Raw genomic sequence first — 12,759 nt, forward strand, 5'->3', positions numbered from 1 at the left:
TCTTGCCGCAGGCCTGTTCAGCCAGTCGAAAGCGGTCTGCGCACTTGGGCAGGCCTGATCCTTTTCCAGTCCATACCGGCCAGAAGTGCCATCAACTGCGCATTGCGCGGCGACAAACAAGGTGAGACTCAGCGTCAATCAGGATGAGACTCGGCGGCGGGGGTGTGACGAAGGGAGGGCGTAGCCCGACTGGAGTTACACCCCCGCCGCGGCGCAATTTTTCGGCGTCTCATGATCGCGGTTGGCCCGGTAGCGTCGGTGATTTTCTGAGAATGGAGAATCACCTTTGTGCCGGGTCGCCATGTAACCGATCATCAGACGAGGCTTTTTATGAAGTACCGACAAAACAACCCCATTGAGGTCGCTGCCGCCAAGGCGTCGATCAGCCGGGCGACGGCTTACCGCATCGAGAAGGATGCGCGTCTTCCATCGCAGACCAAGCCGCCGCGCGACCGGCGTCGCCCCGATCCCCTTGAGCACATCTTCGACGCCGAGGTTGTTCCGCTCCTCAAGGCCGCGCCCGGCATCCGAGCGGTCGCCGTTTACAACGAGATGCTGCGGCGTCATCCAGAGCTGTCAGAAGGTGTTCGCCGTACGATTGAGCGTCGTATCCGATCATGGCGGGCTGTTCACGGTCAGGAGCAGGAAGTGATCTTCCGTCAGATGCACGAACCCGGTCGGTTAGGACTGTCGGATTTTACCGACATGGGCAGCCTCGGCGTGACGATCGCCGGCCAATCGCTCGATCATCTGCTTTATCACTTCCGGCTGGTCTGGTCGGGCTTCGAGCATGCCCATGTCATCCTGGGTGGAGAGAGCTTCGTCGCTCTGGCCGAGGGGCTGCAGAACGCCCTGTGGTCGGTTGGCGGTTCGCCGCTCTATCATCGCAGCGACAGCTTATCGGCCGCCTTCCGCAACCTCGATGCCGACGCCAAGGTCGATCTGACGCATCGCTACGACGAACTGTGCGCCCATTATCGCATGACGCCGACGCGCAACAACAAGGGCGTCGCGCACGAGAACGGCTCGATCGAAAGTTCCCACGGCCATCTCAAGAATGCGATCCGCGATGCTCTGCTGATGCGCGGAACCAGGGACTTTGGCGACCTCGGATCCTATCGCGCCTTCATCGATGAGATCGTCAGCCGCCGCAATGCCGCACATGGCAAGCGCATCGATGCCGAGCGCACGCATCTGCAAGCTCTTCCCGATCGTCGCACCACCGACTTCGAAGAGGTCATCGTCACCGTATCGAGCACCGGCGGCTTCGCCTTGCGCAAGGTCTTCTACACCGTGCCTTCCCGTCTGATTGGCCACCGGCTGCGGGTGCGTCTGTTCGACGATCGCCTCGACGTCTTCATCGGCGGCACGCATCTGCTGACATTACCCCGAGGCCGCGCCCATGCGAGTGGCAAGCACGATCAAGTCGTCAACTATCATCACGTCATTCATTCCCTGCGCAAAAAGCCGATGGCGCTTTTGGGGCTCGTCTATCGCGACAAGCTCTTCCCCAGGCCGGAATATCGCAGGACTTTCGACGCGCTCATCGAGCAACTGCCCGAGCGGCAGGCTTGCAAGATCACCGTGGAACTGCTTGCCTTGGCTCACGATCGCAGTTGCGAGCGTGAACTGGCCGAGGAGCTTGCCAAAACGCTCGACGCCCACAAACTGCCTGATCTGGCGGCTTTGAGAGCGGTCTTCAGCCCGGACCCGGATCAGTTGCCGATCGTTCATGTGCAACTCGCGTCGCTCAATGGTTATGAAGCCCTGATCGGCACGGCCTATGCGGGAGAGGTCGCATGAAGAGCAACATCCACACAGTCGATGAAGCCCGCCTCGGCATCATGCTCAACGAACTGAGGCTGCCGACGATCAAGACGTTCTGGCACCAATTTGCCGAGCAGGCCGATCGGGAAGGATGGCCTGCTGCCCGTTTCCTCTCGGCCATCGCCGAGCATGAATTGGCCGAACGCGCCCATCGCAGGATCGAAAGACACCTCGCCGAGGCCCACCTGCCACCCGGAAAGACGCTCGACAGCTTCGCCTTCGACGCTGTTCCCATGGTCTCCAAGGCCCAGGTCATGGCGATTGCAGCCGGCGATAGCTGGCTCGCCAAAGGCGCCAATATCCTGATGTTCGGTCCGCCCGGCGGCGGAAAGAGCCATCTCGCCGCAGCCGTGGCCTCGCGCTAATCGAGAACGGCTGGCGCGTGCTCTTCACCCGCACGACCGATCTCGTCCAGAAGCTTCAGGTCGCGCGGAGGGAGCTTCAGCTCGAAGCCGCCATCGCAAAGCTCGACAAGTTCGATCTTCTCATCCTCGACGACCTGGCCTACGTCACCAAGGACCAGGCCGAAACGAGCGTGCTCTTCGAACTCATCTCCGCAAGATATGAGCGGCGTTCCATCATGATCACCGCCAATCAGCCCTTCGGAGAATGGAACCGCGTCTTTCCAGACCCGGCCATGACGCTTGCCGCGGTGGACCGACTTGTCCATCACGCAACAATCTTCGAGATGAATGTCGAAAGCTACCGGCGGCGTTCGGCCATGGAAGCCAAACGCCAGCGCGGCAGACCCGCCTCATTCGCGACAATCAAAAGCTCTTCCCAGCTTGTCGCGGAGCGGCAATCAGAACACGATGAAACTCTTGCCAGCGACAATCAACATGATAACTTCGCTCCAACCGCGACATAAGAATCTCATCCAGATTGTCGCTCGCGTCTCATCCTGATCGTCGCGCTATAGCGCATGGTCGAGACGGATGCGCGTGGCTGATTGCGCTGGCCAGCAAAAACCATTTTCCTCAAGAATTTTTGCATAAAGGCAGATACCTGTACCGTCCCACCACACAATGCGGATCCGGTCTGCCCGCTTCGAGCGGAAGACAAAGAGCGCGCCACTGAATGGATCAAGGCCGCCATCCCTCACCAAGGCCATCAACGACGCAGCGCCCTTGCGGAAGTCGACCGGTTGGCATGACACGTAGACCACAACACCCGAAGCGATCATGCTTGCCGCATCGCCCTGACAATGCCGCTCAGCAGCGCCGGATCGATGGAGGCGCTGACGCGAAGCGTCGTGTCGCCCACCCAAATCTCTACGGAGTCCGTCCGCACCGCTTCGAAACGGGTAAAAGCCTCATTGTCCCTGGTTACCTTCAGACGCCGAACCGAGCCCGACGCAAGGGCTGCTCGCCGCCATCCGAAAAGCTGCGACGGGTCCATTCCATGGGCACGCGCGACCGCCGAGACATTCGCGCCGGGTGCCAGCGCTTGTTCGAGGATCAGACTCTTCGCTTCCTCTGACCACAACTTCGGCTTTCGCCGCTTTCGCACCGGCTCCGCCGTCAGAATTTCGAACGTACGATCCTGATTCATATCTTCGCTCATAGGATTCCCAGCATGATTCATGCCGAAAATGAGCGATTTCCCTTCCCGACGCTACGTGGGGTGGCCTAAGCGCTTACTTTGATTCCAATGCTTGGGCAATAACGAGCGCGATTCGCGGCAAAGTGTCCCTGTTGACGTTCTGCAGAATAATTCAAGCTTGATGATGTCGTAAACGATCCCGTCGGCAAAGTACTCCTGCTCGGCGCTATCCCCGAGGCAGACGAATGGCAAGACGGCCAGGGCCGGCAAAGAGGACAGGGCGTCGTGACGTTGGCGCTCGACACGAAGCAGGCGGTAGCCGATCCGGGGCACGGTCGTGATCCACTCGCCATTGTCCGGTGTGGGACCCAGCGCCTTGCGGAGTGCTGCCATCTGGACAGTCAGATTGCTTTCTTCCAATCGCGTATGCTGCGAATGTGCTGGACGTATTTTGCAACTGGATACAAAATTGCTAACGATTTCAACCGACCGCATGCAAACATTTGATGCGAAGGACATATGAAACGATATGGCAAACTACCTGACCTTTGACATCAATGGCGTCGAACCGGAGTTCGGCGCCCCGGATGCCGACCGTGTGCTGGCAGGCGAACCGGAGTTCAAGACCTGGAATCTGGAGGAGGCCGATGGCGGCGTCTACTCCGGCATATGGGAAGCATCCCCCGGCAAGTGGCGCATCGTCTATGACGAGTGGGAATACTTCAGTGTGCTCTCCGGCTACTCCATCGTGACGGAGGATGGCGGCGATGCCGTGCATCTTCAGGCGGGCGATCGCATGATCCTCAGGCCAGGCTTCAAGGGAACCTGGGAAGTGGTTGAAACAACTCGCAAAGACTACGTCATCCGGCTCTGATTTCAGCGCAGCAACAGGCTGAGGCAAGATGCCCAAGGATGGTCAGTCGACGCGTTTCCGTCTTGTCCTTTCGAAAGGCTGGATACACCTAACTCCTTTCGGAAGCCGACGCGAAATCGCTACGGACAATGCCGTGGCGCTGGAGCTTGTCGTAGAACGTCTTCCTGGGGATGCCGAGGTCCGCGATGGTACGACGCACGTCGCCGTCGTTGGCGTTCAGAGCTTCGCGAATGATGTGAGCCTCATAGCGTTCGAGCCGGTCAGGCAGGGACAGGGCTTCATCCGCCCCCGGTGCTGCTGCCGGAATACGGTCGGAGACGTGCCCGACACCCAGCACAAACCGCTCGGCAAAATGGGACAGTTCACGCACGTTGCCCGGCCAGTCGTGTTCCCGCAGGTGAGTGTGGATCGATGAGGGGATCGTGGGCACGTCCCGCTTGAAGCGCCTCGCGGCGCGCTCGGCGAAGTAGCCGAAAAGAAGTGGAATGTCGTCGCGGCGCTCCTTGAGCGGCGGAATGGAGATCGTCACGACGTTAAGCCGGTAATAGAGATCCTCGCGAAAGTCGCCGCGCTGGCGGGGATCGCCGAGATCGATCTTGGACGCTGCGACAACGCGCAGGTCCACGGGTCGGACCTCGTTGGTGCCGAGCGGCGTAACCTCGCGCATCTCGAGCACACGCAGCATCTGCACCTGCGTTGCCGGCGGCATGCTCTCGATCTCGTCGAGAAAGAGCGTTCCGCCGCTCGCATGTTCAATACGGCCGATGCGTTTCTTCTGCGCGCCGGTGAAAGCGCCCGGCTCGTGTCCGAACAGCTCGCTTTCAACCACGCTTTCCGGCAGCGCCCCGCAGTTGAGCGCGACGAAATTACCGGATGCGCGCCTGCTCCAGCGGTGGAGCAGGCTTGCCACCACCTCCTTGCCACTGCCGGTTTCTCCCATCAGGAGAACGTCGACATCGGTATCGGCAATCTGCCGCAAGGTGTGGCGCAGCCGTTCCATCGCCGGTGTCTGGCCGATCAGCGGCAGGTCGTCACGCGCCTGTTCGGTCGCTTTCCGCAAAGATCTGTTCTCCATGACCAGACGGCGCTTTTCAGCAGCGCGCCGAACGCTTTGGATAAGCCGGTCTGTCGCGAAGGGTTTCGTGATGAAGTCGTAGACGCCATCTTGCATGGCTTTCACCGCCATCGGAATGTCGCCGTGGCCGGTGACCAGGATGACCGGCAGGTCCTCGTCGTGCTGTCGCACGCGGCTGAAGAGTTGCAAGCCATCGATTTGCGGCATCCGGATATCGGAAACGAGAACGCCTGCGAAGTCCGGGTTCAATGCCGCCAGCGCTTCGCCAGCGTCGGAAAAGGCGGAAACGGAAAAGCCGGCGAGTTCAAGCGTCTGCTTGGTTGCCCGCAACAGGTCCCTGTCGTCATCGACGAGGAAGATCGGCGTTACATCGGTCATTCCATGGCCTTCCGCAAATGCACCGTGAAGCAGGTCCCGTTTTCATCGCTCGTCACGTCGATGCGGCCGCCGTAGTCGGCCACGATGTCCTTGGAAATGACGAGGCCGAGACCCAGGCCTCGTTCCTTGGATGTGTTGAATGGCGTGAAAAGCGACTTCAGGATGGCAGACGAAATGCCCGGGCCGTTGTCGGCAACGTCAATTGCAACCTCATCATGCGTCTCGGTCACAGAGACGTCGACCTTCGCGTCGGTGCGCCCATCAAGGGCTTCCAAGGCGTTCTGGAAGAGGTTGATCAGAATCTGCTCAAGCCGGATCCGGTTGCCGAGCACACATAACCCTGCGGGCGGCGGCCGAATATCGAGCGCTTCCAGCTGGCCGGCAAATCGGCTTTTCAGCAGGACGACAGCCCCATCAATGACGCTACGCAATTCCACGGGCTCCGGCGCCACTCGGCCCTTGCGCGCGAATGCCTTCAATTCTTCGGTAATCGCGCCGATCCTTTCGGTGAGGCCGGCGATCGCCTCGAGGTTTTCGTCGACCGGATTGGTTTGCTTGCGCTCCAGAAAGACGCGGGCATTGTCTGCGTAGGCACGTATGGTCGCGACCGGCTGATTGATCTCATGAGCAACGCCTGCGGCCACTTGGCCGAGGATTGCGAGCCGGTTTGCCTGCACTAGCTCCTGCTGGACGATCTGCAACCTTGCTTCCGTTTCCCGATGGTCGGAGATCTCGGCTTGCAGACTGTCGCGTGCCCGGCTGAGATCGTCTGTTCGCTCAACCACCCGCCGCTCCAGTTCTTCGCGCATGGCCTGTTCTTCCGCGATCTTTGTCGCAGCCGCCTGGCGTCTCCACAGAATTAGCGCTGCGATGGCGAGAAGGGGCAGAAGGACGGCCAGGGACATCAGCCGAATTTCACGAACCGAGGCCGCGACCGGCGCGTCGGTGGGCACAAGGTATTCGAGATGCCATGGGGTGGTGGGGACTGGTGTCGCGAGGCGCAGATACTGACCCTCGCCACCACCGGGAAGAACGGCGAAAACAAGCGATGCTTCGGCGTCGATGGGCTGTGGGCGCATGATCGGCAATGTCGCCAGCGGCGCATCGCCGAACTGCAGGCTGTCGCGTATGGCAGCAAGGTCGGCCTCCGGCACAGGCCTGTTCATCATAAAGCGCCAGGAGGGAATGCTGGTGATCAGAACGACGCCGCGATCATCCGCGACATAAACCGGGCGATGCGTGTCGCGCCAGTCACTCTCAAGCCGGTCGAACTCAAGCTTCACGACGACCACACCAAGCGGCGCAGCAGCACTGCCCACACGTCGGGAAATGTAGAGGCCAGGGCGCTTGCTGACACTGCCCAGGGCAAAATGCTCGGCGGTTCCTTCTTCCATAGCCTTTCGGAAGTAGTCGCGGAAGGTGTAGTCGTTGCCGACGAAACTGATCGGTTCCCGCCAATTGCTCGAGGATACGGCGATGCCATTGGGGCCGATGACGTAGAGCACAGCGGCCTGTGTTCCCGTGACGAGTCGCTCAAGCTTCCGGTTCAATATGTCGATCGCATCGTTGCCTTTGGAGGAGAGGCCATCGAGAACCTGTTGGTCCTCCGCAAGAAGCAGCGGTAGCGCGCGAGGTCTCTCCAGGACTGCGTTGAGGAGTGCGACCTTGAGGTTGGCGTCGGTTCGGCTTTGACCCTCAATCGCGTCAATGGCGGAGCGTCGCCCATAAACATCAGCACCAAACAGAGCGGCAAGGATGAGCGCGGCTGAAACGGAGGCAAACAGAATCCACACTCGCCGTGCCCGACGGCGGACACGGTCGAAAGAGCCCAAGCCTGACATCGATGACGACTGAAGCATCATGCAATGTGTGCGTAATTTCGCACTCAGGTCAAATCAATTTGTGCGAAAATACGCGCACGTCTTCGATCCTACGAACGGCCTCCGAGAAAAAATTATCATAAATCAATAATGTAAAGCCGCTGTCCATGAGTTGGCACGCATGTTGCAAAACCTCCGCAAACAGCCGTGTGGGCTGTTGACTTGGTAACGCAATCGCCCCGGGAGGCCACGTTGGTTTTGGGGCATATGGAGGACATCATGGGTGCAGCACTTCCAGTCGCGCAGCCGCGCGGCAAGGTTCCCTTCTATCGGCTTCTCTACGTGCAGGTTCTTGCCGCCATCTGTGCTGGTATCCTGCTCGGCCATTTCTATCCCGACATAGGCACCGCTCTGAAGCCACTCGGCGATGCCTTCATCAAGCTCGTCAAGATGATCATCGCCCCAGTCATCTTCTTGACGGTCGCGACCGGCATCGCCGGCATGTCCGATCTGCAGAAGGTTGGGCGCGTTGCTGGCAAGGCCATGCTTTACTTCCTCGTCTTTTCGACGCTGGCCCTGGCGGTCGGTCTGCTGGTCGCCAACGTCATACAGCCCGGCGCCGGCATGCATATCGATCCGGCAACGCTGGATGCCAAGGCCGTGGCAAGCTACGCGGCGAAGGCTCATGACACGACTGTCACGGGCTTCCTGATGAACATCATTCCGAACACGATCGTTGGTGCCTTTGCCGACGGCGACATTCTTCAGGTGCTGTTCTTCTCGGTCCTCTTCGGCATCGCGCTCGCCATGGTCGGCGATCGCAGCCGTCCGGTCGTCGATTTTCTGCAGGCCCTGACGGCACCGGTCTTCAAGCTGGTCGCGGTCCTGATGAAGGCTGCTCCGATCGGCGCTTTTGGCGCCATGGCCTTCACGATCGGCAAATACGGCATCGGCTCAATTGCAAATCTGGCAATGCTGATCGGGACCTTCTACCTGACGTCGCTGCTCTTCGTCCTCGTCGTTCTCGGTGCTGTTGCCCGGTACAACGGATTCTCGATCCTGGCTCTGATCCGCTACATCAAGGAGGAGTTGCTGCTGGTACTCGGCACGTCCTCTTCGGAAGCGGCCCTTCCCGGTCTCATGGCGAAGATGGAACAGGCAGGCTGCAAGCGCTCGGTCGTCGGTCTCGTCATTCCGACGGGCTATTCCTTCAACCTCGACGGCACGAACATCTATATGACGCTCGCGGCCCTCTTCATCGCTCAGGCGACGGACACGCCGCTGACCCTGGCAGACCAGATCTTGCTTCTGCTGGTTGCGATGTTGAGCTCGAAGGGTGCTGCCGGCATCACCGGCGCCGGCTTCATCACGCTTGCCGCGACGCTCTCCGTGGTACCCTCGGTTCCCGTTGCCGGCATGGCGCTGATCCTCGGTATCGACCGCTTCATGTCGGAATGCCGCGCGCTGACGAATTTTGTCGGCAACGCCGTTGCGACGGTCGTTGTCGCCCGCTGGGAAAATGAACTTGACCAGACGAAGTTTGCTGCTGCCATGGCCGGCAAGCTGCCGCCGGAACCGATAGACGGCGTGCCGGCTCTGCAGGCTGCGGAATAGCGCGCATTGCCATAAGGCGCCAGAAAGCGACGATAAAGCCCGCGCTCTCTCCGGAGCGCGGGTTCTTTTATCGGTGGCCTACCAGGCGAGATCCAGGCGATCCAGCCCGTGGAAGTGGTAGACGTCCTTCACCATCGGTGTATGGGCGAGCCTGAGCCCTGGCAGCCGCTCGAAGAGAATTGGCAGGACGACGTTCAGTTCCAGTCTTGCCAGCGGCGCCCCGATGCAGAAATGGATGCCCGCGCCAAAGGAGAGGTTGGGAGCCTCGTTCCGGTCAGGCTTGAACGTTAGCGGATCGCTGTACTTCGCCGGGTCGAGATTGGCTGCGGCCAGAATGAGGCTCACCTTGTCGCCTCGTTTGAACGAAATACCGTCGATTTCGACAGGTTCCAGCGCCCAACGCTGGAAGATGTGAACCGGCGCGCAGATACGCAAGGACTCTTCCACCGTTCGTTCGGTCGTCGCCTCGTCCTTGAAGAGAGCGGCCGGATCGCGCCCGCTTTCCAAGATGATGCGGGCCGAGTTTCCGATCTGGTGGACCGTCGCCTCGTGACCGGCATTGAGTAGCACGATCGTCGTCGAGACAAGTTCGTCCTCGGACAGGTACTGGCCCTTGTGCTCCGTGTGGATCATGTGCGTCAGCAGGTCGTCCCGCGGATTGGCGCGGCGCTGCGCGATGGCCGTCTTCACATAATCCGAGAACTCCTTCGCGGCCCGTTCGGCGCCATCCTCGTCCTCGCGGGTGCGGCCGAAGAGATACATGCGGATATAGGCGTGCGACCACTTCAGGAGCTGCGGTCCCATTTCCTCCGGAATGCCGATCATGCGGGCGATCATCGTCACCGGGATAACATCGGCAAATGCCGAAAGCAGCTCGACTTCGTTGTTTTTCTCGAAGCCGTCGATGAGCTTGTTGGCGAGCTCGGCAAGCTCCGGCTTCATCCTCTCGACGTGGCGAGAGACAAAAGCGCGGTTGACGAGCGTTCGAAGACGGGTGTGCTCGGGTGGCTCCAGCTCAAGCAAGGAGTATCGTTCGGCGAGATCGAAATTCGCCACGTGCTGATCCGGCTCGGGAAGGCCAAGCTCCTCGCGCGTGGCGATATGCAGGATCTGGCGGCCGAAGCGACGGTCGCGAAGCAGGCTGTTGACATGGTCGTAGCCGGTGAAAAACCATTGCTTCTGCTGCTCCCAGTAGAATGTGGGGCAGTGTGCGTGCAAAGCGGCGTAAACGGCGTTCGGATCGCTGTAGAAAGCCGGATTGCTTGCGTCGAGGGAGACGTGACGCGTGGCGGGATCGATGGAAAGAAAAGGTGGGATCATCATGCCTCGAGGCTTAGCGGATTTGCCAAGCCTCGAAAAGATGGGTTCAACCTCAAGACAGTGAGCCGACGCGACGAAGCGCGTGAATCTGGTCGTCGAGCGTGGGGACGAGTTCGCCACTTGTTTGATCTGGTTCCGGAGGCGGCGGTGCCGCAGCTTCGGCTTCACCGAAGATGACGGTGCAGTTGCGGCCGGCGACCTTGGCGGCATACAGCGCGCGATCGGCCGCCGAAACCAGTTTGTCCCTGTTGGCCTCGATCGCAGAGGCAAGAGCGACGCCGGTGCTGACCGTTGCTGCAATGATCGCATCCCCGGTGCTCACCGGGACCCGGCAGAATTCGGCGCGGATCAATTCTGCGAGCGCTTCCGCCTCGGTCTGGTCGGCCACCGTCGCGAAGGCAGCAAACTCCTCGCCGCCCATGCGGCCGAAAGCACCGGCAGGAACAAACTGTCGGGCCATGCGCGCGAAGACAGTCAGTACGATGTCGCCAGCCTGATGGCCGAACCGATCGTTGACGCGTTTGAAATGATCGAGGTCGAAGAGCAGCACGGCGACCTGGCGGTTGTTTTGGAATGCGCTCTCCTGAATGGCATCGAACCGGCCGAAAAGGCCTCGTCTGTTCAAGACACCCGTCAGTGAATCGGTCAGGCTGAGCATGCGAAGGTGCTTCTCCGATCGTTCCATGATGACAAGGCAGGTGAGGGCGCACGCCAAAGTCAGCAGAAAGCCTGTCGCCATAGCGGCGGCGCCCGCAAAATTGGCGGCTTCCGCCTCGGTGGGGCCAATGATCGCCATTGCCATCGCCGTGCCGAAGCACAAGAGACTCTGGATTACAAAAATAGCGCCCAGTTTGCTTCTCGAGCCCTCGTTGCGCGGGGCGGCCGTGCATACAGCCATTGCTAGCGCTGTCGCGCCGGTGGCTGAGGCCAGGTTGTAGAGAATGACGCGATTGGTGTAGTCGTCGTTGACCCACGGCAGGAAGACGCCTGCGAGCCATACGAGTGGGGGCAGCAGCGCCCACCATTCGACCTTGCGACGGTCGAGCGCCAGATATCCGACAACCCACGCGCTCTGCCCACAGAGTGCGATCGCGTTGCCGATTTCGATGGAGAGAATGGCGGGTATCTGCCCGCGCAGGGCCACCATTGCAAAACCCACGCCGCTAAGAAGAAAACCCATTCCCCAATAGAAATAGGTCTTGTTTCGGACATTGTGGCGCCAGGCCATGAACGCTACAAGCGCGAGCGTCATGGCTTCCGAGCACCAAATGGCTAATCCAGTCGTAATATTGAACACGGCAATACCCCTTGCATTGCGCGCATTCTTTCGGAAGAAACTGGCAACTTCATTAATTGCGCTTGGCCCGTCGGTGCATTTTTGTGCGGACTTGTCGTTAGGCTTTCTGGTCTGTAAACGCCGCACAGTCGTAAACGGATTCAGAATTCGTTCATCCTGACGCCGACAAAAGCTGTGCGACAGCGTGATCGCCGCTCGCTCTTTGAGGCGATTTGCAAGAATGACTCCACATCGGGCGAAAAGTTGTTCGCATTGCACCGGCCCCTCTTAACGTTATCCATCAGCGCGTCTTGAAGAGGAGGGCAGGGAAGCTCTATGTAGGGATAAGGCATTTTCTTTGATTCCCGGCCATAGCCGGCAGACGTTGACAAAGGACGCACATGAGAAACCCAGTCGATACCGCTATGGCCCTCGTGCCGATGGTCGTGGAACAGACCAACCGCGGTGAACGCTCCTACGACATCTATTCGCGCCTGCTCAAGGAACGCATCATCTTCCTGACGGGTCCGGTCGAGGATCACATGGCGACGCTCGTTTGCGCCCAGCTCCTTTTCCTCGAGGCTGAAAACCCGAAAAAGGAAATCGCGCTCTACATCAATTCTCCGGGCGGCGTTGTAACAGCGGGCATGGCGATCTACGATACGATGCAGTTCATCAAGCCGGCGGTCTCGACGCTCTGCATCGGCCAGGCCGCCTCCATGGGCTCGCTGCTGCTGGCTGCCGGCCACAAGGACATGCGCTTTGCCACTCCGAACTCCCGCATCATGGTGCATCAGCCATCGGGCGGCTTCCAGGGCCAGGCATCGGATATCGAGCGTCACGCGCGCGATATTCTGAAGATGAAGCGCCGCCTCAACGAAGTTTACGTCAAGCACACCGGTCGAACCTACGAGGAAGTCGAAAAGACCCTTGATCGCGACCACTTCATGGATGCGGACGAGGCCCGGGCCTGGGGTGTGATCGACAAGGTCCTGACATCGCGTGTCGAGATGGAAGGTGATGCCGCCTAGTG

11 protein-coding genes and 1 pseudogene are annotated in these 12,759 nt (G+C 59.9%); 5 read left to right on the forward strand and 7 right to left on the reverse strand.

The window, feature by feature from the left end:
- Window positions 1-330 precede the first annotated feature (330 nt).
- On the forward strand, window positions 331-1,803 hold the full coding sequence (istA, locus tag WGT02_RS09540; protein WP_208245170.1) for an IS21 family transposase: 1,473 nt from the start codon (window positions 331-333) through the stop codon (window positions 1,801-1,803).
- Window positions 1,800-2,695 (forward strand): annotated as a pseudogene (gene istB / locus WGT02_RS09545) (IS21-like element helper ATPase IstB). The gene istA and the pseudogene istB overlap by 4 nt, the downstream one beginning before the upstream one ends.
- Before the next feature lie 45 nt (window positions 2,696-2,740).
- Here istB and tnpB read toward each other — a convergent pair.
- The 3 genes from tnpB to WGT02_RS09560 all read right to left on the reverse strand — a co-directional run bounded on the left by tnpB (window position 2,741) and on the right by WGT02_RS09560 (window position 3,789).
- Window positions 2,741-3,010 carry an IS66 family insertion sequence element accessory protein TnpB gene (gene tnpB / locus WGT02_RS09550; RefSeq protein ID WP_208248169.1) on the reverse strand — a complete coding sequence of 90 codons (270 nt, stop codon included), beginning with the start codon at window positions 3,008-3,010 and terminating at the stop codon, window positions 2,741-2,743.
- Window positions 3,007-3,378, reverse strand: a complete 372-nt coding sequence (locus tag WGT02_RS09555) for a transposase (RefSeq protein WP_225039623.1) — start codon at window positions 3,376-3,378, stop codon at window positions 3,007-3,009. The genes tnpB and WGT02_RS09555 overlap by 4 nt, the downstream gene beginning before the upstream one ends.
- Window positions 3,379-3,441: 63 nt before the next feature.
- Window positions 3,442-3,789 carry a hypothetical protein gene (locus WGT02_RS09560; RefSeq protein WP_318246547.1) on the reverse strand — a complete coding sequence of 116 codons (348 nt, stop codon included), beginning with the start codon at window positions 3,787-3,789 and terminating at the stop codon, window positions 3,442-3,444.
- A gap of 109 nt (window positions 3,790-3,898) precedes the next feature.
- Here WGT02_RS09560 and WGT02_RS09565 point away from each other — a divergent pair, with 109 nt between their 5' ends.
- Window positions 3,899-4,243, forward strand: a complete 345-nt coding sequence (locus tag WGT02_RS09565) for a cupin domain-containing protein (protein WP_024314739.1) — start codon at window positions 3,899-3,901, stop codon at window positions 4,241-4,243.
- 88 nt (window positions 4,244-4,331) lie between these two features.
- Here WGT02_RS09565 and WGT02_RS09570 read toward each other — a convergent pair whose 3' ends face one another.
- Together WGT02_RS09570 and WGT02_RS09575 are read right to left on the reverse strand one after the other, a co-directional pair.
- Window positions 4,332-5,696 carry a sigma-54 dependent transcriptional regulator gene (locus tag WGT02_RS09570; RefSeq protein WP_208248163.1) on the reverse strand — a complete coding sequence of 455 codons (1,365 nt, stop codon included), beginning with the start codon at window positions 5,694-5,696 and terminating at the stop codon, window positions 4,332-4,334.
- Window positions 5,693-7,558, reverse strand: a complete 1,866-nt coding sequence (locus WGT02_RS09575) for an ATP-binding protein (RefSeq protein WP_375679383.1) — start codon at window positions 7,556-7,558, stop codon at window positions 5,693-5,695. Before WGT02_RS09575 ends, WGT02_RS09570 begins: the two co-directional genes overlap by 4 nt.
- Before the next feature lie 237 nt (window positions 7,559-7,795).
- Between WGT02_RS09575 and WGT02_RS09580 the strand changes: the two genes are divergently transcribed.
- Window positions 7,796-9,130 (forward strand): dicarboxylate/amino acid:cation symporter, encoded by a 1,335-nt coding sequence (locus WGT02_RS09580; RefSeq protein WP_024314736.1) that lies wholly within the window; start codon window positions 7,796-7,798, stop codon window positions 9,128-9,130.
- Window positions 9,131-9,208: 78 nt separating this feature from the next.
- Here the strand turns inward: WGT02_RS09580 and WGT02_RS09585 are convergent, their stop codons facing one another.
- Together WGT02_RS09585 and WGT02_RS09590 are read right to left on the reverse strand one after the other, a co-directional pair.
- The gene (locus WGT02_RS09585; RefSeq protein ID WP_208248161.1) at window positions 9,209-10,453 is read right to left on the reverse strand and encodes a cytochrome P450; all 1,245 of its coding nucleotides are present in this window, start codon (window positions 10,451-10,453) and stop codon (window positions 9,209-9,211) included.
- A 49-nt stretch (window positions 10,454-10,502) separates the two neighbouring features.
- Complete coding sequence (locus tag WGT02_RS09590; RefSeq protein WP_210363286.1) at window positions 10,503-11,702, reverse strand: GGDEF domain-containing protein; 1,200 nt, start codon at window positions 11,700-11,702, stop codon at window positions 10,503-10,505.
- A gap of 425 nt (window positions 11,703-12,127) precedes the next feature.
- Here WGT02_RS09590 and clpP point away from each other — a divergent pair, with 425 nt between their 5' ends.
- Complete coding sequence (clpP, locus tag WGT02_RS09595; RefSeq protein ID WP_024314734.1) at window positions 12,128-12,757, forward strand: ATP-dependent Clp endopeptidase proteolytic subunit ClpP; 630 nt, start codon at window positions 12,128-12,130, stop codon at window positions 12,755-12,757.
- Window positions 12,758-12,759 lie beyond the last annotated feature (2 nt).

The sequence above is a fragment of the Rhizobium sp. T1470 genome (genome assembly GCF_042140505.1).
Classification (GTDB): domain Bacteria; phylum Pseudomonadota; class Alphaproteobacteria; order Rhizobiales; family Rhizobiaceae; genus Rhizobium; species Rhizobium favelukesii.